The sequence below is a fragment of the Haematobacter genomosp. 1 genome (assembly GCF_002196855.1).
In the GTDB taxonomy this organism is placed as follows: Bacteria; Pseudomonadota; Alphaproteobacteria; order Rhodobacterales; family Rhodobacteraceae; genus Haematobacter.
On record NZ_NIPW01000010.1, the window covers coordinates 74750 to 97132 of the forward strand.

The 22383-nt window shown below is 68.4% G+C and carries 12 protein-coding genes and 1 tRNA gene; 6 read left to right on the forward strand and 7 right to left on the reverse strand.

Features of this window, described 5'->3' with window-relative positions; genetic code table 11:
* Positions 1–50 precede the first annotated feature (50 nt).
* The gene (locus tag CDV49_RS06675) at positions 51–1226 is read left to right on the forward strand and encodes an acetyl-CoA C-acyltransferase family protein (RefSeq protein ID WP_088214786.1); all 1176 of its coding nucleotides are present in this window, start codon (positions 51–53) and stop codon (positions 1224–1226) included.
* An 857-nt stretch (positions 1227–2083) separates the two neighbouring features.
* On the opposite strand, the gene CDV49_RS06680 is transcribed toward CDV49_RS06675, so the two are convergent.
* Positions 2084–2935, reverse strand: coding sequence for a C40 family peptidase (locus CDV49_RS06680; RefSeq protein ID WP_088214787.1), 852 nt, complete (start codon positions 2933–2935; stop codon positions 2084–2086).
* Complete coding sequence (locus CDV49_RS06685; RefSeq protein ID WP_088214788.1) at positions 2932–4314, reverse strand: leucyl aminopeptidase family protein; 1383 nt, start codon at positions 4312–4314, stop codon at positions 2932–2934. The genes CDV49_RS06680 and CDV49_RS06685 overlap by 4 nt, the downstream gene beginning before the upstream one ends.
* A 1032-nt stretch (positions 4315–5346) precedes the next feature.
* Between CDV49_RS06685 and CDV49_RS06690 the strand changes: the two genes are divergently transcribed.
* Positions 5347–5994 carry a carbonic anhydrase gene (locus CDV49_RS06690; RefSeq protein ID WP_088214789.1) on the forward strand — a complete coding sequence of 216 codons (648 nt, stop codon included), beginning with the start codon at positions 5347–5349 and terminating at the stop codon, positions 5992–5994.
* 868 nt (positions 5995–6862) lie between these two features.
* Positions 6863–7213: a DUF2794 domain-containing protein gene (locus CDV49_RS06695; RefSeq protein WP_088215025.1), complete on the forward strand. Its 351-nt coding sequence runs from the start codon at positions 6863–6865 to the stop codon at positions 7211–7213.
* Between the two features lie 18 nt (positions 7214–7231).
* Here the strand turns inward: CDV49_RS06695 and pbpC are convergent, their stop codons facing one another.
* Together pbpC and CDV49_RS06705 are read right to left on the reverse strand one after the other, a co-directional pair.
* Positions 7232–9268, reverse strand: a complete 2037-nt coding sequence (pbpC, locus tag CDV49_RS06700; RefSeq protein ID WP_088214790.1) for a penicillin-binding protein 1C — start codon at positions 9266–9268, stop codon at positions 7232–7234.
* Entirely contained in the window at positions 9268–14694 is a 5427-nt protein-coding gene (locus CDV49_RS06705) for an alpha-2-macroglobulin family protein (RefSeq protein ID WP_088214791.1), read from the reverse strand. The genes pbpC and CDV49_RS06705 overlap by 1 nt, the downstream gene beginning before the upstream one ends.
* Positions 14695–15478: 784 nt before the next feature.
* On the opposite strand from CDV49_RS06705, the gene CDV49_RS06710 reads away from it, so the two are divergent.
* Complete coding sequence (locus tag CDV49_RS06710) at positions 15479–16807, forward strand: dicarboxylate/amino acid:cation symporter (RefSeq protein WP_088214792.1); 1329 nt, start codon at positions 15479–15481, stop codon at positions 16805–16807.
* A gap of 23 nt (positions 16808–16830) precedes the next feature.
* On the opposite strand, the gene CDV49_RS06715 is transcribed toward CDV49_RS06710, so the two are convergent.
* Entirely contained in the window at positions 16831–17667 is an 837-nt protein-coding gene (locus CDV49_RS06715; RefSeq protein ID WP_088215026.1) for an aldo/keto reductase, read from the reverse strand.
* A gap of 103 nt (positions 17668–17770) precedes the next feature.
* Between CDV49_RS06715 and xth the strand changes: the two genes are divergently transcribed.
* Entirely contained in the window at positions 17771–18550 is a 780-nt protein-coding gene (gene xth / locus CDV49_RS06720; protein ID WP_088214793.1) for an exodeoxyribonuclease III, read from the forward strand.
* 56 nt (positions 18551–18606) lie between these two features.
* Positions 18607–18683, forward strand: a tRNA-Arg gene (locus CDV49_RS06725).
* A 509-nt stretch (positions 18684–19192) separates the two neighbouring features.
* Here the strand turns inward: CDV49_RS06725 and glmS are convergent.
* Positions 19193–21010 (reverse strand): glutamine--fructose-6-phosphate transaminase (isomerizing), encoded by a 1818-nt coding sequence (gene glmS / locus CDV49_RS06730; RefSeq protein ID WP_088214794.1) that lies wholly within the window; start codon positions 21008–21010, stop codon positions 19193–19195.
* Position 21011: 1 nt separating this feature from the next.
* Positions 21012–22361 carry a bifunctional UDP-N-acetylglucosamine diphosphorylase/glucosamine-1-phosphate N-acetyltransferase GlmU gene (gene glmU / locus CDV49_RS06735; RefSeq protein WP_088214795.1) on the reverse strand — a complete coding sequence of 450 codons (1350 nt, stop codon included), beginning with the start codon at positions 22359–22361 and terminating at the stop codon, positions 21012–21014.
* Positions 22362–22383: the final 22 nt, after the last annotated feature.

Genomic DNA, 22383 nt, shown 5'->3' on the forward strand with positions numbered 1-22383 from the left:
CCGCCATGCACAACTGCCGCCCGGACCTAGGAGATTTCCGGGAGGGAAATATGACGGATATCGTGATCCTCGACGGTGCGCGGACTGCTATCGGCGGCTTTGGCGGCTCGCTTTCCGGTTTCGTGCCCACCGCGCTCGGCGCGCTGACGGCCAGGGCCGCGCTGGAGCGATCGGGCGTGGAGCCCGGGCAGATCGGCCACGTGGTCTATGGCCATGTCATCAACACCGAACCGCGCGACATGTATGTCAGCCGTGTGAGCGCCATCGATGCCGGTGTGCCGGACACGGTGCCCGCGATGAACGTGAACCGGCTCTGCGGCTCCGGCGCGCAGGCCATCGTCTCCGCCGCGCAGGCGCTGATGCTGGGGGATGCCGATTTCGCGCTGGCGGGCGGCGTGGAGGTGATGAGCCGCGCGCCCTACATCCTCAAGGACGCCCGCTGGGGCCAGAAGATGGGCGACGTGAACGCGGTGGACATGATGCTCGGCGCGCTGAACTGCCCGTTCGGCACCGGCCACATGGGGGTCACGGCGGAGAATGTGGCGGCGGAATGCGGCATCACGCGCGAGGCGCAGGACGCCTTCGCGCTGGAGAGCCAGACCCGCGCTGCCCGCGCCATCGCCGAGGGCAGGTTCAAAGGACAGATCGTGCCGGTGGAGATCGTCACCCGCAAGGGCACGACGGTGTTCGACACCGATGAACACCCGAAAGCCACGAGCGGCGAGGGGCTTGCCGCCCTGCGCCCCGCCTTCCGCAAGGATGGCACGGTGACGGCGGGCAACGCCTCCGGCATCAACGACGGCGCGGCGTCCATCGTGCTGGCGCGGGCGGAAGCGGCGGAGAAGGCCGGGCTGAAACCGCGGGCGCGCGTGTTGGGCTATGCCCATGCGGGGGTGCGGCCCGAGGTGATGGGCCTTGGCCCGATCCCGGCGGTAAGGGCGCTGATGGAGCGCACCGGGCTGACGGCGGGCGATTTCGATGTGATCGAGTCGAACGAAGCCTTTGCCTCGCAGGCGCTGGCCGTGTCCGACGGTCTGGGCTTCGATGCGTCGAAGGTGAACCCGAACGGCGGTGCGATCGCGCTTGGCCATCCGGTGGGCGCCACGGGCGCGATCATCACGCTGAAGGCGCTGGCGGAGCTGGAGCGGACGGGCGGACGGCGCGCGCTCGTCACCATGTGCATCGGCGGCGGGCAGGGCATCGCCATCGCGCTTGAAGCCATCTGAGCCGAACGCGGCGGGCCGGATCGGAGCGGGAGCGGCGGGGGTGGAGGACCGCCCCCGCATCTCCACCGCATGGGCGCGCATTGACGGGGGACCCGACCTACGTTTGGGGAAACCCATGCCGCAGGAACGCAACCCGGATACGGCGGAGGTATCCCGACCTGCGTCCGGGGAAAAGCCGTCGGGACGCCAGACAACACCGTCGGGAATCCGGGCCCTTTCGGCGGGTCAGCGGGCCCTTCCGGCAGGTCAGCGGGCTGACTTCCAGGCCTTCTCCCGGGGCGGGGTCGTGGCGCTTCGGCCGCCCGTAACTCCACCGGGCCTGTCGCGCGCTGTCGGGGGGCGAAGCCCGATGCGGCGCCGCCCTTTTCATGGGCGTGAGGCGCGGTACGAGCAGGGGGCGCAGTTTCCTTGCCCTTCCGCACGGAGCCGGGTCACGACGGTTCAGCGGCCAGATTTCCGGCTGGATTTGGTCAGATTGCGAACGATTCCCCCTCCAACAGAGGCCAAAAAGCCTTTTTCAGCAGCTTGTGAGGTGCCGCCTCTTTCAAGAGCGCAATCCAGCGGCGGTCAAGGCAAGGCAGCTTCCCAACCTGCCCTCCACGCAGAGCCGGGTCGTGACGGTTCAGCGGCCTGCCTCTGGGGTGGACCTCTTCGCGACAGCGGCGGGTGAAGTATGCGGTGCCGCCTCTTTCAGGAGCGCAATCCACCAGCGGTCAGGGCGGGGTATCTTCCCGACCAGCCTTCCGCACGGAGCCGCGCCGTGGCGTTTTGACGGCCTGTGTATGAGGTCGGAACGTCCGTGACAAACGGCTGGTGAAACGTGCAGTGCTGCTTTTTGCAGGAGCGAAAGGCGGCGGTCAGGGCAGGGTGGGACGGCGCAATTTTCTGACCGGCAGGCCGTCGCTGGCCAAGATGCGCGCGAAGGCGGCCTCGATGCCCTCATGGACCACCGCCATGGCGTGGCCGTTGGCGTGAACAAGCCGCCCCGCGTCCGCCACCATCGCGACATGCCCTGTCCAGAACACCAGATCGCCACGCCGCAAGGGGGTTCCGGGCGGCAGTTCCGCGCCCATCGCCTCGCTCGCGGCCTCTCGTTGCAGATCGCTGTCCCCGGGGCAGGCGATCCCGGCGGAACGGAGCGCGAGCTGCACGAGGCCGGAGCAGTCGATCCCCTCTCGGCTGTTGCCGCCCCAGAGATAGGGTGTGCCGAGCAGCCGCTCCGCCACATCGACCGGGTCAGGCTCCAGCGTGTCGGCGGGGCGCAGGTGACTGCGGGGCACGAACCAGCCGTCCGTCGTCTCGGCAAAGGCGCCGCGTTCGTCCACCACATGAAGCCGGCTGCCGAGGGAGAGGAGCCTCGCCTCGCCCCGCTTGATGTCGGGGTGCCAGTAGGCATGGGTGGCGGGGGTCGCGACGCGGTGGGTCGCCTGCCCTGCGGGTTGCCCCAGAGCCTCCTCCCGCATCCAGCCGACATAGCCGTCGCGCCCGGACTGACCGAAGGCATGGCCCTCCTGCCGGTCGATGACAAGGAACGTCTCTCCAAAGATCATCTGCCGGTTCCTGATGCCGCCCGGCGCGTCCAGCAGGTCGGCGGCGGTGCGGATCACCCGGAGCGGCTCCCCCGCCACATAACGTTCGGCGGGTACGATGCCGCGCAGCGACTCAAGCGCTACGCGGCCGTTGGCGGGAGTAAGGCGGGGATCGCTCACAGCGACAGAACCTCCGGCAGGGCGGAGAGGATGGCGCGGCCCGCCTGACCGGTGCCGCCCTTCGTGCGCGCGGGCGCGGCGGCTGGCTGCCAGCCGTAGATGTCGAAATGGGCATAGCGTGCGGCGACGAAGCGGCGGAGGAACAGCGCCGCGGTGATCGCGCCCGCCATGCCGCCGGAGGGGGCGTTGTCCAGATCGGCAATGCCGGGTTCGATCATCTCCTCATAAGGCTCCCAGAAGGGCAGGCGCCAGAGCGGGTCGGCCACGCGCCCCCCCGCGGCGGTGAGCGCGGCGGCAAGCGCGTCGTCATCGGTGAAGAAGGGCGGCACATCCGGCCCCAGCGCCACCCGCGCGGCCCCGGTCAGCGTCGCCATGGAGATGACCAGATCGGGCTGCTCCTCATCCGCCAGCGCCAGCGCGTCGGCGAGCACGAGCCGCCCCTCCGCATCGGTATTGTTGACTTCTACCGTCAGCCCCTTGCGGGAGCTGAGGATGTCCTTCGGGCGGAAGGCCGCGCCGCCGACCGCGTTCTCCACCGCAGGGACGAGGACGCGAAGCTGCACCGGCAGGCCGAGCGTCATGATCGAGCGCGCCAGCCCCATGACGTTCGCCGCGCCGCCCATGTCCTTCTTCATCAGCAGCATGGAGGAGGAGGGCTTCAGGTCCAGCCCCCCGGTATCGAAGCACACCCCCTTGCCGACGAGCGTGAGCTTCGGCCCCCGCTCGCCCCAGCGCAGATCGAGCAGCCGCGGTGCCCGCGGGCTGGCGCGGCCCACGGCGTGGATCATGGGGAAGTTCTCCGTCAGAAGCTCCTCCCCCCGGATCACGCGGGTCTGTGCGCGGAAGGGTTCGGCCATGGCAAGGAAGGCCAGCTCAAGCTCCTCCGGCCCCATGTCGGAGGCGGGCGTATTGATGAGATCGCGGACCATGGTTTCGCTGGCAGCCAGCGTCTCCAGCCGGGCCGCGTCGATGCCCGCGGGTGCGACGAGGCGCGGCTTGTCGGCCAGAGGCTTCTTCGGGCGGTAGCGGTCGAAGCTGTAGCCCGCAAAAAGCCAGCCGAGCGCCGCTTCCTCTGCCATCTCGGGCGCGAGCCCTTCCAGTTTCCAGACCCTTGCGGGCAGGTGCGGCACCGCGCGGGCCACGGCAAAGCGCCCGCGCTTCCGGCCCGCCGCATCGCCAAGGCCGAGCACCGCGCCAAGGGGCGCGCCATCCGCCCCCGGCAGGAGCCGCAGATCGCCGAGACGCCCCTCGAATCCTGTTGCCGTCAGCCAGGCGGCCACCGGGGCGGGCTGTTGCCCCAGCCAGTCGCGGAAGGCCGCCTGCTCCACGAGGTGAAGCGGCAGGGCGGCGCCATCATCGGCGGCGAAGGTCTGGCTCATGGGTGCTCCGGTGTCAGTCTGCTGCGACTCTGCGGGTGAGCCTAAACCTCATTTCCGGGAGAGCAAACCCCGGCGTCACGAGGTGCTTTGGCCCGGGGCGGAGAGCGGAGAGGGCATGACGTTCGACAGAGCCGATCCGTGGAAATCCTTAACGGCACGAAGATTGGCCCCGACCTGCCGCGACCTGCCCCGGCACACGGCGGCACGCGGCGGCAGAACAGGAGAGCCGGATCGGCGTTCGGAAACCCGTGATGGTGACGCCGGGGGGCTTTCGCAGCCTGCCTCCCGCAACCCGCCTCACCGGGCGCGGCATGCGGGGACATGGGCGTATCCGCTCTCAGGTACTCGGAGCGGCAGGCCGAAAAGATGCCGTGCCGAAAGAGGTCGAATGGGGGGAAAAGGCGCGAACGCCACCGAAGTGGTGGACAAGGCGGTGACGCGTCCGAATGCACGGGTGGAACGCCGGGCTGACAGGGAGCGTTTGAGCGCGGGCCTATGGGGTGGCCGGTGTCCGCCCCAAAACGGCCCCGAGCGAATGGCGCCTCGCAGTCCAGAGCATGCCCGTGCGGAGGATATCGGCTTTGCCGCGGGTCGGCCGCCCGGGGCAGGGATCGCAGGTGAGGGCGTTATCGTCCAGCCAGACGCGCTGGTGGCATCCGATGGAGCCTTGCCCGGGTGCAAAGCGCTTAGCAGGCTGCTGAAAAAAGGCTTCTTGGGCCTGTGTTGGCGCGGAAATCGTTCGCCATCTGACGAAATGCAGCCGGAAATCTATATACTTCCGGGCGCTTCCGGGCGCTTCCGGGCGCTTCCGGGCCGATTTTCCGATTTCCGGCACATGGCCATGACACTTCAGCACTTTCCAGCAGCCTGCCAGGTGTCAGGTTAGGTGGCGCGATTGCAGCTGCTCCGCTCACGCCCGTGGCGCTCCCTGCCTGCGCTCCGAAGCCCGCCGTCGCGATGCCGAAAGCTCGGGGGTTGCACTTCACCGCGAAAGAGGATGGAGTCCGCCCGCTTCGTCAAAGGAGAACCCCGATGCTGCCGATCCGCCCTCTGCCCGGTTACCTCGTGCAACGCTATCACGGCTGGAGAGCGACGATCTGGGAGGACAACCACAACTGGTATCGCCGTCTGGCGGAAGACGGCCAGCGGCCCCGCGCCATGGTCATCGCCTGCTGCGACAGCCGGGTGGATGTTGCCTCCATCTTCGGCGCGGATTCGGGCGAGCTGTTCATCCACCGCAATGTGGCGAATCTCGTGCCGCCGTATGCGCCCGACGGGGATCATCACGGCACCTCCGCTGCCGTCGAATATGCGGTGGAGACGCTGCGCGTCGCCAATCTGATCGTCATGGGGCATTCCCGCTGTGGCGGAGTGCAGGGGTGTTACGACATGTGCGCGGGCCATGCCCCGCAGCTTGAGGAGAAGACGAGCTTTGTCGGACGCTGGATGGACATTCTCCGCCCCGCCTATGCCAAGGTGCTGGACTTGCCCGAACCCGAGCGCGTTCCCGCGCTGGAGAAGCTGGCCGTTCTGACTGGCATCGAAAACCTCCTGGGCTTTCCCTTCGTCACGGCGGCGGTGGAGGAGGGGAGGCTCTCTCTCCATGGCGTATGGAACGACATCGGCGAGGGCGGTCTGGAGAGCTACGATTCGACGACCGAGAGCTGGAACGCCGTCTGACGGTCAGGACGGCCGGATGTGGTGTGCCATGCGGCCCGTGGGGCGCTTCGGCAGACCGCGAAGCGGATGTCCTGCTGAGTTGCCGCCGGCCCTGACACCCTGGTCACCCGGAAGCTGCAGGCAGCGCGCTCTGGGCAGCGATGGGCGCGCTGCGATGGGGCCGCTCCTCGCAACCGGCGCGGGTTGATCCAGGTCGGTCGGAAAGCCGTGCTGCGAGGGATTTCTCGCGACAGGCCAGCGTGCGAGCGAACTGGCTTCGACCGAGCCGCCAGAGAGAGACATGTCCGCGCGGTGGGGCTCCCGGTTGAGGAGAAAGCCACGGAAGCGGTTGATCCCGCAGCTTTTAGCCAGGATGTGATCGCGTTCCCCGCGGGTTCCCTTGACCACGGTATGATCGTGATACTTGCAGGGTTTCCAACGCTGTTTACGCAGATGCAATGCTAGGCGGAGCCGTTGCGTCAAGGCGAACATGTCGGCGACAGGGCCGAGCAACCTATGGCACAGGGTTCGATCCTTGCGGCCGATGCTTCCGGCGTGAGATGCTAGGGTTTAGCAGGCTGCTGAAAAAGCATTCCACGACTCCCCTGAGACGGGGATCTTTCCCGCACGCTTGAGTGTGCCCCGGAAACCGCCAGTTTTGGCGCGTGACCGGGGAGATTTTATGGCTTTCGGCGCAAGCCTGGGTAGGTGCCTGACTTTTTCAGCAGCCGGTTAGATACCGATGGTGCCGGTCCTCTGGCTGAAGCTGATGGAACGGAGCGAGATTTCCCGCCCCCGCTGTCCTGAACCGTCACGGGCTGACGTCGTTCTTTCCCACCTGCCCATGACAGTGCTTGATTTGCGACGGTTTCCGACACACCTTTCCAGAATGACGGCGCAGATCCCTCCCTTTCCGACCGGCCAGCCCAGCTTCGTACCGGAGCAGGTGAGCTTCGACCGGATGGAGCTCGGCACGATCCTGTCGCTTTACGGGCGAATGGTGGCGGCGGGCGAATGGCGGGATTACGGGCTGTCCTTCCTGCGCGAAGTGGCGGTGTTTTCCGTCTTTCGGCGCACGGCGGAACATCCGCTCTACCGCATCGAGAAACGGCCGCGCCTGCGGGGGCGGCAGGGCATGTATGCCGTGATCGGCATGGACGGGCAGATCCTGAAGCGGGGGCACGATCTGCGTCAGGTCTTGCAGGTTCTGGAACGCAAGCTCATCCGCGCGGTGGAGTGATCTTGCGTAGCGTGAGCCTCAGCGCGGCACGCTGAACGTCACCGCCGCAGACCGTCCCTGACCGTCGATCACCGACAGCCTGAAGGTCCCGGGGCCATCCAGCGGCAGCAGCAACTCCCGCCCGCTCCCCTGTTTCACGATGGGCCTGCCATCCCGGAGCCATGTGAACGGCGGCTGACCGCGTTCCACCCGCGCGGCGACATGGCCGTCCAGCGGCTCCACCACCGCACCTTCCGGCGGGAAGGAGAGAACGGGGCCATCGCGACGCGCGGCCTGCGGGGGGCGAAACCGTTGGAGCGGAAGCGGGAGATCCGCCGTCGGCAGGAGCAGCGTGGCCGGCGGCGGCAGCGGCAGCGGGTCGAGCTGCGGCTTCATGAGAGAGAAGGCCTCGAACAGCACGGGGGCCGCGAACTCCCCGCCGAAGGCGCCGGGCACCGGCGTGCCGTCCGGCCTGCCCATCCACACCGCGATCACGGTGCGCCCGTCATAGCCGATCGCCCAGGCATCGCGGTGCCCGTAGGAGGTGCCGGTCTTGTAGGCCAGCCGGTTCGCGGGTGCACCGGGCGGCGGCGCGAGACCGGAGAGGATGTCGCCCACCTGCCATGCCGCCTGCGGGCTGAGCACACGTTGCAGCGTCCCGGCCTGTCCGGGGAGGGCGGAAAGGCGGAGCGCCACGCCGCCGCGGGCCAGGGCTGCATAAAGCTGGGCCATATCCTCCAGCGAGAGTCCGATCCCGCCGAGCGCGATCGCCAGCCCCGGCTCCGCCCCGGCAAAGCTCGGCTCCAGCCCCGCGCGCTTCAGGGCGGCGAGGAGGCGGGCGGGGCCGAGCGCCTCGGTCAGCGCAACGGCGGGAATGTTCAGCGACATCTGCAACGCCTCCCGGGCGCGGACGGTGCCGTGAAACTGCCGATCGAAGTTCTGGGGCGCATAGGTGCCGAACCGGGTGGGCTGGTCCTCCATCAAGGTCTCGGGATGGGCGAGTCCCGCGTCGAAGGCCACCCCGTAGATCAAGGGCTTGAGCGTGGATCCGGGGGAGCGGGCGGCGAGCGTCATGTCGATGTAGCCCTGCCGGTCCTCGGCGCCAAAGGCTGCTGCCCCGACGGAGGAGAGGATCTCGCCCGTGCCATGATCGGCGATCACGATGGCCGCAGACACCCTGTCGCCCCGCGGCGCGACGGCGCGGGCGGCGAGGCTCTCCATCGCGATCTGCAACGGTGCGTCGATGGTCAGGCGGAGCGGCGAGACACCGGGTTCCGCCGCGACCATCCGGTCCGCCAGATGGGGCGCATGGGCGGGGAAGGGCAGCCGCGCGGACGGAACGGGGGCGGCCAGCGCCTCCGCCAGCGCGGCAGGCGTCAGCAATCCGGCCCCGGCGGCACGGCGGAGCACGTTGTCACGCCCGATACGCGCGGCCTGCGGGTTGCGGTCGGGACGGCGGAGGGTGGGAGCCTGCGGAAGCGCCACCAGCAAGGCCGCCTCTGCGGCGGTCAGGCGGCGTGGCTCCTTGCCGAAATAGGTGAGAGAGGCGGCGCGCACCCCTTCGATATTGCCCCCGAACGGCGCGAGGTCGAGGTAAAGGCTCATGATCTCCGCCTTGCTCAACCGCCGCTCCAGTGCGAGCGCCACGCGGATCTGGCGGAACTTCCCGGGCCATGCGCCCGTGCCGCTGTTTTCCAGCAGGCGAGCCACCTGCATGGTGAGGGTCGAGCCGCCGGAGACGATCCGCCCCGCGCGGAGGGACTCGCCTCCCGCCCGGATCAGCGCGCGGAGATCGACGCCCGAATGGCTGTCGAACCTCTTGTCCTCGAAGGCGCGCAGCATCGCGAGATAGGCCGGATCCACCTGCGCCGCGCTGGCGGAAAGCCGCCATATGCCGTCTGCGACCGTGTAGGGACGCAGGAGCGTGCCATCCCGCGCGACCACCTCCACCCCGGTGGCGACGGTCAGCGGCGGCAGCACCGTCCCGTCGATCCAGCCGTCGAACGCATCCCGCCCGCCAGCAGAAAGGCCCGCGATCACCACAAGGGCGAGGATCAGGCGGGCCAGCCGTTTCATCAGGGGCCGACCTCGGCCACGCCGGTCGCGGTCACGGCGCGGTAGTCGGGCCGGTACATGTCGGCCACGCTGGCGGCAGGATGATGATAGCGGCCCGGAGTCACCGCGCGAAGGATATAGGCAAGGCGCAGCACCTCCACCCCGTCGCTGTCGATCTGTGCGACGAAGCGGTCCTCCCGAAACTCCGCATGGGCAACGGTTTCTGTCGGTTGCAGCCAGTCGAGCTGGGAGAGATCGCTCGCGCGGAGCAGGTTCGGGTTGTCGATCTCCAGCCCTCCGGGCAGGGGATCGTCGATGACAAGACGCGCGGGGACCGTTTCGGTCGGCGTCACCTCCAGCACCGCGACCAGCCGCGTTCCGGGGGCAATCGGGCCTTCCACCGGCTCTCCCGAGAGAGTGGTGTAGCGGCGGGTGATCGCATAGCCTTGGCCGCCCGCGGGCTCCGCCACCGCGGGCACGCCGAAGGTGGTGAGGGTGAGCAGGCTCGCCGTTCTGCCGGTGTTGCTGACGCTGACGGGCGCCGCAGCGTCATCATCGGACAGCGCCTGAGCAGCGCTGCCGGAGGCCGGAGCGCCATTGATGGTGATGTCTTGCGCCCCTTCCGCCGAGAGCGCGTGGGCGGCCAGCAAGGTCCATGCGGCCTCCTGTGTGGAGGCGGAGCCGGTCGCATCCTCTCCCAGCCTTGCGATGATCAGGTCGAGGGGGGCCGCGCGACTGCCCGCCTCGGCGGCAAGCGCCACCACCCCCGCCGCGTCGCGCCGGTCCGAGCCGTAGTCATCCCGTCCCGTGCGTCTGCCGGGTGCGGTGAGGCGCTCCAGCGCGGCCTTGCCGGCCTGCGTGAACAGCCGGTCCGCGCGGGGCTGGTCCCCGATCGTGGCAAGGGCCGCGCCAAGCTGGGCCGCCGCGAGCGGCGTGTCGAAGGCCGCCGCCTTCACATCCGCATAGTAGCGCAGATCGTCCACCGGTGCGCGGGCCGCGCGGGTCAGCACGAGCATCGCATAGGCCCAGGGCCCGCCCCCGGTATCGAAGTCGGGGGCGAAGGAAAGCTGGTTGCGCAGGTTGTCGAGCGCGCTGGTCAGCGCCCGCTCCGGCACGGTGCCGCCCTGTTCCCTGGTGCGGAGCAAGACATCGGTCGCATAGGCATCGAGCCAGAGATCGCCCGATCCCGCCTGCCACAGACCGAAACCGCCGCTGGCCGACTGGTTCGCGAGGATGCGGGCAACAGCCTTCCGCGTCGCATCCTCCGCAGGCGGCAGGCCCATCCCCGCGAGCGTATCGGTGAAGTAGAGCAGCGGCAGCAGGCGGGACGCCGTCTGCTCCGTGCAGGCATAGGGGTAATCGGCCAGAAGCCTCAACAGCCCCGGCACATCGAGCCGCGCCTGTGGCCCCACCGCGAGCGTGGCCCTCCCCGTGCCGGGAACGTAGTTGGCGAAAAGGTCGCGGTCGAAGCGGAGCGTCTGGCCGGGGTCGAGGGCGATGCGGCGCGTCTCGCTGACCATCGGGTCGTTGCGGCGGACGGGGATCGCCACGTCCTGCGTGAGCCTGCGGCCGTCGGGCGTGGTGAGGGCGACGGCGATCCGCGCCTCGCCCGGCGCGAGAGCGGAGAGGGGAAGCGCCACCTCGGCCGTGCCGCCTTCCGTCAGTTCGATCGCCTCGGGAACCGGCGCGGAGAGCGTCAGCCCGCTCGCCGTGACGGCAAGCGGCATCCGCCCCGCCGCCCCTCCCGCATGGGTGAAGCGGAGGAGCAGCCGGCTCTCATCCCCCGGAGCGAGCACGCGGGGGGCGCTTGCTTCCACCACCACGGGGTCGCGCACGGTGACATCCGCAGTGGCCTGCCCGACAGCGCTGTCCGACCAGACCACCGCCATGAGCCGCACCGTGCCGTTGAAGGCGGGCAGGTCGAAGCTGGCCCGTACGACGCCCTCCTCCACGGGGAGCGGGCCGGAGAAGAAGGAAACCGGCGCACCTGCGGGCGGCTCTCCCTGCATACGCGATTGTGCGCCCGCATCGCCGCCCGAGCGCACGGTGCCGGGCGCGCCGCTCAGCCCGTCGATGAGGCGGCCGTAGATATCGCGGATGCCCACGCCCAGCCGCTGCTGGCCGAAATAGTGCCCCTCCGGGTCGGGCGGCGTGAAACCGGTGAGGTTCAGGATGCCCAGATCGACCGCTGCGATGGTGGCGTAAGTGCCGGACCCCGCGCCATCCACCCGGAGCACCGCCTCCATCGGGGCACGGGGATCGGCGCTGGCGGGCATGTCGAAGCGCGCGACGAGCCGCCTGGCTCCCGGCGCGATGGCGGCATGGGCGAGGCCCATCGCACGGGCCGGGTTGTGGCCCGCCGCCTTGTCCAGCGGGCGGAGGAGCGAGGCCGTCACATAGGCGCCGGTGCCCCAGTCCTCCGTCACGGCGAGATCGACCACGGCACCGCCCGCGGGCACGGTGACCGCCCGGCTCGCGATCACCCGGTTGGCCAGCACGGTCACCAGCGCCTGCCCGCCCTCCCGCGAGGTGATGCGGAAATGCGCGGTGTCGCCGGGGCTGTAGCTCTCCCGATCCAGCGAGACCTCCAGCCGGTCCGGGGTGCCGCTGCCCTCCACCGCGCCGTACCAGCCCGCGTCGAAGCCGACAGAGCTTCCCACCGGGGTGCCATCCGCCGCCTCCACCCGCAGCTCGTAATGGCCCCAGTCCACACGGGGAGCAAGGGCGAGCGGGGCATCGGCCGGGATCCGCGCCTCCCCCTCCGCCACACGTGCGCGGGTGGTCACGGGTTGCCAGTTCCATGCGCTGTCGAGATTGAACCATTGGTAGCGCGTCTCCACCCGCTCCAGCGTCCAGCGGACGGGCAGGTCAGCACGGGTGAGCGCCGGGTCCAGCGCGATGACATCGAACCGGGCCTCGCCGCCCTCCGGCACCGGGCCTTCGCTCGCGGGGCGGATGCCGATGACCGGCGTTCCGGGCAGGACCGGGGCGACCGTCCGCCGCTCCACCGGCCGGCCAGAGCCTTCGGCGACGCGCAGGACGATCTCCGCCTCCAGCGGCCGGGCAGGGGGCAGATCGACCGGCGGCAGGGTGAGGGTGAGCGGCAGGGTTCCGTCCGGCCCGGTGCGAAGGCCGGAGGGGAGCGGAGCCATCTGCGGCGCGAAAGGGTCATCCTGCAGTCCGAAGCGATAGCCCGGCCAATCGGCAAGCGAAGAGGCTGCGCGGAGCCGCACCTCCCCCTCCACCGCCAGATCGGGCGCGGGCGGCCCGAAGAGATAACGCGCGGCCACGCTTCCCTCCGCCACCGCGCCGAGCCGCAGCGGGGTCCGGGCAAGCGTCAGCGTCACGTCGATCCGCTCGGGCAGGAAATCCTCGACGAGGAAGGTCCGGCTGGCCAGCGGGCGATCCGCCTCGGCCAGAATGTCGAGCCGCCACAACCCGCGTGCCGCGTCCGGGCCGAGCGGAGCGGACCAGACATGGCCCCCGGCGCCCAGGTCCGCGCCGGTCTGCAGCGTATATTCCACCCCGTCGGGGCGCGTCAGGCGGAGCGTGAGCGGCAGCGCGGTTTCCGCCGCCGCCCTGTCGTTCCGCGCGAGCGCGGTGACGTTCACCGTCTCGCCGGGCCGATAGACGCCTCTCTCCGTCGTCACGAACACGTCGATCGGCGGCGGCGCCTCCCGGCCTGCAACACCCCTGTCCGACAGGTCGAACTCCGGCTCCGTCAGCGACAGGAACGAAAGGTCTTCCCCCCGACGGAGCGTGAGAAGCGCCGGCGCCCCCGCGCCTGCTCCGCGCAGCAGAGGCAGGGCAAAGGCGGCACGGCCCGTGTCATCCGTCTCCGTTGCCGCGAGCACGGCATTGCCCTGCGAAAGGAGCGAGACCTGTACCCCGGCCAGTGGCTCCGCCGTGCCAAGGCTCTGGGCAAAGACCGTCAGCCCGTCCGCGCCGGTCATGCTGGTCACACCGATATCGCTTATGACGAACCATTGCTGCGGCCGGGGTGTGTCGCTGTCTGCCGTATCCGCGACGGTGGCGCGAAGGACATAGACGCCCGGCTCCAGCGGCCCGGCCGCAGCGAGCGGCAGGCGGGTGGTGATCTCCCGGTTCAGGGGGGCGGGCACCTCTGCCGTGCCGCGCCAGATCTCCTGGGCAAGCTGCGCGTCGAAATCCTCGATCCGCCAGGGTGGCAGGGGGGTTGCGAAGATCTGCTCCTGCATCGCGCGGACGAGTGTCCTGTCGCTGACGCGGGAAAGGACGAGGTCGAGCCGGCCCGCGTTCACCGTCGTCACCGGAAGCGCCGCCTCTCCCGTCCGGGGCAGCACATAGGCGCGTCCCGGAAACCACGCGGCGGGGCTGCGGTCGCGCACATAGGCGGTGAGCGGCGTATCGGCACGGAGCACCTCGCCCCGCGCGGAGGGCAGGCCGCGCCGGAAGGTCAGGGTGTAACGATCGCCATGCCGGACACCGCCGATGCAGATCTGCTGGCCCGTCGTCTCCACCGAAAGCGCGGGATCGGGCAGGCGGACGAAAGGCGCATAATCCACTCCGGCGGGGGCCAGCGGCTCGGAAAAGACGGCGCAGATCCGGGGCCGGTCGGTGGCGGTGTCGATCTGCGTATCGGTCAGGCGGAAGCCGTATTTGCCGATGGCCTCGTCCAGCGTTGCGGCGGTTTCGGGGCGCGCCGCCAGCGTCTGGGCCAGCCGCAGCGCCGGGATCATGTCACGCCCCCGGCCCATCGGCTCCAGCGTCGCGGCGAGTTCCGTCAGGGATGCCGCGCGGGCAGGAGGGGTCTCCGCCCGGAGATAGGCGTTGATCGCGGCGGAGAGAGACTCCTGCAAGCCACCCCAGCGATCCTCCGCCTCCGGGGCAAGCGCGGCGCGGCGGGTGAGCAGGGCGTAGCGGGTCCAGTCCCCGCTGTCATCGGTGAGGGTGATCGCCTGCGCAGCGAGGTCCGCGGCCGTCTGCCACTGGCCTGCGGCGCGCGCGGTCTCCTCCTCGTCCCGCAGCGTGGGGAGCGCGCGGCCCTCTGCCGGGTGGCGCGCGGCGAAAGCGGCGGCGCGTGACCGGGCCTCTGTCAGATCATCAGGGGTCAGGAAGGCCGCAAGCTCCGTCGCCCGCGCAGCGCCCCGGCTTCGCGCGGCGGCAGAAAGCGTGATGACCGGGCCGGAGACCGCACCGGAATAGGGCGAGGCCGGGCCGGCGGCGGACTTTGGAAAACAGGCGCCCGACCGGGCATTGAAGGTCATGGCCACACAGCGGGTATCAGCCAGACAGGCGCGTGCGCAGGCATCGAGCGTGGTGCCGAAAATCTGGCGGATATCGCCGCCCGGAATGTCCTGCCCGCTGGTGAGCGCCATGCGCCGTTCGGGCACCATATCCTGTGCGGGGAGCATGGTTGTGCCCGCCATGAAGACCAGCGCCGAGAGAAGGCCGAAAGACAAACGCATGACACTTCTCCGGTTGCCGTTGGGCGATCTGCTGGGCGATGTTGCGTCGGGGGTGGCACCCCGTGCGATTGTTCAAGGATAGGGGAAGCCGCTGGCCTGACAACCACGGGCGCCCGCTTCCGTGCAAATTCCCGTGTCGTGACCTGGTTGCGGCCGGGGCAAAGGTCTGTGTCGCTGACATGGACGACACCCGCGGTCGAGGTTGGGCGCAGCCGTTGCGGTCCGCCCCGGGGGGGCGGCAGACCGCATCCGGGTGGCTGATGCGTGGTTGATGAGTGGCGGGCCCTGCCATGATGCGGGGCGCTCGATACCTCGTTGCGGCGATGGCGCTGGCGGGCGGTATTGGCCGAAGACCGGTCGTTCGGAAGGCATGGGCTTCTGAAGATCGCCTTTGGTAGGGGTCAGGAACAGTCGCGACGCTGGGCCTGCAGGCCGCTTTCCGGGAGAGCCCGACGGGGTTCCATCCGGCTGATCCGCGAGGAAATCTAAGCACGGGCCAGTGACCGCTCGGCGCGGCGCGGGGGCGGGCATGCCTTTTCCTCGCCGCAACTTGGCCTTTGCGACCCGCGCGATACCTTTGTGAACAGGCCGCTGAAAAGCCGGGCTCCTACTTGAGCTTGCGTTGAAAGCCAGAAATCGGTCCGGTCATGAGCCAAAACTCGCGGCTTCCGTGGTGCTGTTCAGCAAGGCGGAGAAGATCTCCGCCCATGGGCAACCGCGTAATGCTTTTTGGGAACCTGTTAAGGGGTCTGCGGCGAGGGAAGGACATGGCCGGGGGAAGTGCATGGCCGGAGTGACGAAACCCGCAAGCGCGGCACCGGGTGCCGGCCAAAAGTCCGAGGGGAGGAAAAGTCACCTCGCGCTCTGGATCGCGGTGGCGCTGGTTCTGGGCGTCGCCGTCGGCGGCTGGTGCCATGCGCAGGCGGCAAGCCCCGAAATGGCGGAGGCCATCGCGGGGCGGTTCAGCATCGTGACGACCATCTTTCTGCGGCTCATCAAGATGATCATCGCGCCGCTTGTCCTTTCGACCATCGTGTCGGGTATCGCCAGTCTCGGCGATGCCAAGGCGGTGGGCGGGCTGGCGCTCAGGGCCATGGGCTGGTTTGTCACGGCTTCCCTCGTTTCGCTGCTGATCGGGCTGGTGATGGCGAATATCGTGCGCCCGGGGGCGGGCCTGAACCTGCCCCTGCCGGCAGGCCGTAGCGCTGAGGGCATTGAAACGAATTCGCTGAGCCTCGGGCAGTTCTTTACCCATGTGTTTCCCGACAGCATCGTCGCGGCGATGTCGGGAAACGAGGTGCTCCAGATCCTCGTTTTCGCGGTGTTCTTCGGTCTTGCCGTGGGGGCGCTGCCCCGGGAAAGGGCCGCCCCGATACTCGCGCTTGCCGATGCCGTCGCCGCGGCGATGTTCATCGTCACGGGCTACGTCATGCGCCTTGCGCCGCTGGCCGTCTTTGCTGCCATGGCGGCGGTGGTGACGGTGCAGGGATTGGGGGTGCTGATCGACTACGGCCGGTTCATCGGCGGGTTCTATCTCGCTCTCTTGCTGCTCTGGGCCTGTCTGATCGGTGCGGGCCGGCTGTTTCTGGGGCCGAGCGTGTTCCATCTGCTGTCGTTGCTGAAGGAGCCGATGCTCGTCGCCTTCTCCACCGCGTCGAGCGAGGCGGCCTATCCCAAAACCGTGAGCCAGCTCGAGGCGTTCGGGGTGAGCGGGCGGGTGACGGGATTTGTCCTGCCGCTCGGCTATTCCTTCAATCTCGACGGGTCGATGATGTACCAGACCTTTGCCGCGCTGTTCATCGCGCAGGCCTATGGGATCGAGATGACCTTCAGCCAGCAGGTCATCATGCTGCTGGTGATGATGCTCGCGTCAAAGGGGATCGCGGGTGTGCCGCGGGCGTCACTGGTGGTCGTCGCGGCGGTGTCGCCGATGTTCGGCCTCCCGGCGGAGGGCGTGCTTCTCATTCTCGGCATAGACCAGATCCTCGACATGGGCCGCACCACCACCAATGTGATCGGCAACGGCCTTGCCACAGCGACGGTCGCCCGCTGGCAGGGCGAGATCGCGCCCCGGCGGAGAGCAGAGACTGCGGGCCGTGACGGCCAGAGGTGATGGACGGCAGGGAAGGACGGAGGTTAGATCATCTCCAGCGCGGTCCGATGGGTGGGCGGCGGGAACAGCGTATCAAGGAAGGTCCGTGTCTCCTCATCCAGCCTGACTTCGAGCGCGCCCGCATTGTCCTCCACATGTGCCACGCTCCCTGCCTTCGGGATGGGAATGATGCCCGGCCGTTCCAGCAGCCATGCCAGCGCGAGGCGCGCGGGCGAGAGGGAGAGGCTCTCGGCGAGCAACGTGAATTCCGGGTGATCAAGAAGCCGTCCCTGTTCGATCGGGCTATAGGCCATTGCCGGTATCCCGCGGGAGGACAGCCACGGCAGCAGATCCCACTCCACCCCGCGCCGGGTGAGGTTGTAGAGCACCTGATCGGTCTGCCAGCCGAAACCATCCGCTGCCAGCAGCTCCTCCATGTCATCGGTATCGAGATTGCTGACCCCCCAGCTTCGGATCAGCCCGTCCCGCTTCAGCCGCTCCATGGCGATCACCGTCTCGCCCAGCGGCACGCCCCCCCGCCAGTGAAGCAGGTAAAGGTCCAGCCGGTCCGTCCCGAGCCGCTTGAGGCTCCCGCGGCAGGCATCCGGCAGACGGGCTTCGGAGGCGTTCTGGGGATAGGCCTTGGAGACGAGAAACACTTCCTCCCGCCGGCCGCGGATCGCCTCGCCTACCATCTCCTCCGACGCGCCGTCGCCATACATCTCGGCCGTGTCGATCAGCGTGAGGCCGAGATCCAGACCCCTCCGCAGCGTGGCGATCTCCTCGGCCCGGCGGGACGGGTCTTCCCCCATCATCCAGGTGCCCTGGCCAAGCGGGGCTACCTCTTCCCGGTCGGGGAAGCGTATGTCGCGTTCGTTCATCTGCGTCTCCTTCTGCACGGGAACAATGCGCGCCGTCCCGTTAAGGTTCATCTTCTTGGCCTTCGGCGGCGAGAAGGATACAACGATGCGTCGGAGGTGCCGCATGAAGATCGCAAGTTTCAACATAAACGGGGTTCGCGCACGGATCGAGGCGCTCACCGCCTGGCTTGGCGAGGCGCGTCCCGATGTCGTCGTCCTGCAGGAGATCAAGACCGTGGACGAGGGTTTCCCGCGCGAAGCGATCGAGGACATGGGCTACAACGTGGAAACCCACGGCCAGAAGGGCTTCAACGGGGTGGCGATCCTGTCGAAATATCCGCTCGAGGATGTGACCCGCGGCCTGCCGGGCGACGAGAGCGACGAGCAGGCCCGATGGATCGAGGCGACGGTGGCGGCGACGCGGCCTGTCCGGGTCTGCGGGCTTTACCTGCCCAACGGCAATCCCGCGCCGGGGCCGAAATACGACTACAAGCTCGCCTGGATGGAGCGGCTGGAGGCCCGCGCGCGCGACCTGCTGACGCTGGAGGATCCCGCGGTGCTGGCTGGCGATTACAACGTCATTCCCGACCCGCGCGACGCCAAGCGCCCCGAGGCCTGGGTGAAGGACGCGCTGTTCCTGCCCGAGACGCGCGCCGCCTTCCGCAAGCTGCTGGCGCTCGGCTACACCGACGCGTTCCGCGCGCGCAATCAATCCGCCGGCCAATATACCTTCTGGGACTATCAGGCGGGTGCCTGGCGCCGCGATGACGGTATCCGCATAGACCACCTGCTGCTCACTCCGCAGGCCGCCGACCTGCTGTCCGATTGCCGGATCGACAAGCAGGTCCGGGCAGGGGAGAAACCCTCCGACCATGTCCCGATCTGGATCGAGCTTGACGCCTGACCGCAGAAAACCCGTTGCACCCGCCCCGGAGGCCGGTTAAGAGACGCACCAGACGCGCACCCGTAGCTCAGCTGGATAGAGTGCTGCCCTCCGAAGGCAGAGGTCACAGGTTCGAATCCTGTCGGGTGCGCCAATAACTTCCTGAGATCGTTACTGTTTCGGATTAGGCTTGGCCTTGCCCCCGGCTTCGTTTCGTGGGCCAGCCCATGAAGCCTTCTTTTCCATGGCCCGAACGGCGCTGCCTTGGTGGTCGGGATGGTGGTGACCATGGACCGATTCGAGTGTCTGCAGGCTGACCCCGAAATACCCCGCGACATCCCACTTGTCGGCTCCAGCCTGCATAGCCCATGTGATGGCGCAGGGTGTGGGGTGTCACGTCCGAGAAATCGAGTGTCACGCCTTTCTCGGCTGCAATCTCGGCTAGTCTGATGAAGTCACGCGCCGGACGGTCAACCACGGTTTGCAGTCGCGGCGGAGGGCGGCCCCTTGTGCGAACAAGCGGGCCAGCTTCGTCTCGTCCAAGTCTACTGCTCCGTGATATGGCTCACTCTTTGAGAACAGGTTACCACAGCGGATTGTCTGAACTTTATTCGTGTGTCCGAACATATTTTACGCCGACAAGAACTACCGCGAAAGGGCCGCCTACTCCACCGTCACGGATTTCGCCAGGTTACGGGGCTGATCGACGTCGGTGCCCTTTGCGACGGCGGTGTGGTAGGCGATGAGTTGCGCCGGTACTGCGTAGAGGATCGGGGCGAAGGGCGCAGGCACTTCGGGCATGTGTATCGTAGCGGCGACGCCGGGCCCTGCTTCGTGAATGCCCTGATGGTCGGAGATGAGCAACACCTTGCCCTTGCGCGCCATCACTTCCTGCATGTTGGAGACGGTCTTGTCGAAAAGCGCGTCTCGCGGGGCCATCACGATCACCGGCATGGTTTCGTCGATCAGGGCGATGGGCCCATGCTTCAACTCGCCTGCTGCATAACCTTCGGCATGTATGTAGCTGATCTCCTTTAGTTTCAACGCGCCTTCGAGAGCAAGGGGGAACATGGGCCCACGCCCGATGAAGAGCGCGTCCTTGGCTTCGGAGAGCTGACGGGCGAGGCGCTCGATCTGATCGGATTGGCCGATGGCGGTGTTGAGCAGGCCGGGCAGGCTGCGGAGTGCCGCGATATGGCCGCGCAGTTCCTCAGGGGAGATGCGGCCCCGATCCACCCCCGCCCGCAGCGCGAGCAGCGCGAGGATCAGAAGCTGACAGGTGAACGCCTTGGTCGAGGCCACGCCGATCTCGACCCCGGCGAGGATCGGCAGCGCGCCATCCGCTTCCCGCGCGATGGTGGAGGTGGCGACGTTCACGATACCCACCGTCTGCGCGACCTGACCCTGCGCATGGCGGAGCGCGGCGAGCGTATCGGCGGTCTCCCCCGACTGGCTGACGAAGAACGCCAGCGATCTGGGCGACAGCACCGGCTCGCGATAACGGAACTCCGAGGCGAAGTCGGTATCCACCGGCAGGCCCGCGAGTTGCTCGAACCAGTATTTCGCCACCTGACAGGCGATATAGGCGGTGCCGCAGGCAGACATCGCCACCCGGTCCGCGCTGGCGAAATCAATCTCGATGGGCAGCACGATTTCCCCATCGGCATTGATGTAGTGGGAGAGCGCGTCGCCCAGCACCACCGGCTGTTCGGCGATCTCCTTGGCCATGAAGTGCTTGTAGCCGGCCTTTTCGATCCGCGCGGCATCCATGCGGATCGTCTCCATCTTGCGGTTCGCGCGCCGCCCCGCCGCATCATAGATGACGGCACCGGAGCGGCGGATCACGGCCCGGTCGCCTTCCTCCAGATAGGTGATCCGGTCGGTCATGGGGGCGAGGGCGATGGCGTCGGACCCCACGAACATCTCGCCGTCGCCATGCCCGATGGCGAGGGGCGAGCCCTTGCGCGCGACGATCATCAGATCCTCCTCGCCGTCGAACAGGAACCCCAGCGCAAAGGCGCCCTCCAGCCGCGCCACCGTTGCGGCGGTGGCGGCGTCGGCATCCATGCCGGTCTCCATATAACTGCGGGTGAGGGCGGCCACGATCTCCGTATCCGTGTCGGAATCGAAGCTGTACCCCTGTTCCTCCAGTTCGGCCTTCAGCGCGCGAAAGTTCTCGATGATGCCGTTATGCACGACCGCGACCCCGCCCGAGACATGCGGATGCGCGTTGCGGACGGAGGGCGCGCCATGGGTGGCCCAGCGGGTGTGACCGATGCCGGACTTGCCCGCCAGCGGCTCATGCACCAGCAGGTCCGACAGATGGACGAGCTTGCCCGTCGCCCGCCGCCGGTCAAGATGGCCGTGGTTGATCGTGGCGATACCCGCGCTGTCATAGCCGCGGTATTCGAGCCGCCGCAGCGCTTCCACCAGCATGGGGGCGACTTCATGATGGCCCAGAACGCCGACGATACCACACATGTCACTTGCCTCCCTTGGCGCGCTTTGCTGCGCGGAGCCGTTCAAAGAACCGCAGGGCGAAGCCGGGCTTCACCTCCTGCTTGGCGCGGGCGACGCCGAGAGCGCCTGCCGGAACATCCGCCGTGATGACCGAGCCGGTCGCGGTCATCGCATCGTCGCCGATCCGCACGGGGGCGACCAGCATGGTGTCCGATCCGATGAACACCCGCGCACCGATTTCCGTCCGGTGCTTGTTCACGCCGTCGTAGTTGCAGGTGATGGTGCCCGCGCCGATGTTCGTCTCCTCACCCACGCTCGCATCGCCGATATAGGTGAGATGGTTGACCTTGGCGCCCTGCGCGATGGTGGCGTTCTTTATCTCGACGAAGTTGCCGACATGGACCCCTTCGGCCAGTTCCGCGCCGGGGCGCAGCCGGGCGAAAGGCCCGATCGTCGCGCCTTCCGAGACGTGGCATCCCTCCAGATGCGAAAAGCCCCGGATGCGCGCGCCGGATTCCACCGTGACGCCCGGCGCGAAGATCACGTTCGGCTCCACCACGGTGTCACGGCCAATGGCGGTGTCCCAGGAGAAATGCACTGTGGCGGGATCGAGCAGCGTCACGCCGTTCTCCGCCGCCTCCCCGCGGGCGCGGGCCTGAAAGGCGGCCTCCGCCGTGGCGAGCTGGGCGCGGGTGTTCACGCCCATCGTCTCCACTTCGGCACAGGTGACGGCGGTGGCGGACAGCCCCTGCGCCCGGCCGAGCGCCACGATATCGGTCAGGTAGTATTCGCCCGCCGCATTTTCGTTGCCGACCTCGGAGACGAGCCGCATCAGCGTGGCCGCATCGGCACAGAGCACCCCGCTGTTGCACAGCCCGATCCGGCGTTCGCTCTCCGTCGCATCCTTGTATTCAACGATGCGGAGCAGCGTGTCGCCCTCCATCACCAGACGGCCATAGCGTCCGGGATCCGCCGCCTCGAAGCCCAGCACGACGATATCGTGCTGCTTCCGTGCGGCGAGCATCTCCTCAAGCGTCTCGGCGCGGATGAAGGGCGTATCGCCGTAGAGCACGATGGCGTTGCCGGCAAAGCCCTCCAGCATCGGCGCGGCCTGCAGCACGGCATGGGCGGTGCCGAGCTGTTCGGCCTGCTCCACAGTGCGGACATGCTCGTCAAACTCCGCCACGACTCTGGCAACCGCAGCTCCGCCATGGCCCGTCACGACCACGCTGCGCTCCGGCTCCAGCGGAGCGGCGGAGAGCAGCGCATGGACCACAAGCGGCGCGCCCCCCACTTCGTGCAGAACCTTGGGCAGGTCCGAATTCATTCGCGTTCCCTGACCTGCTGCCAGAACGATGAGTGCCGTCGCCATACGTCTGATCTTCCCTTCCTGT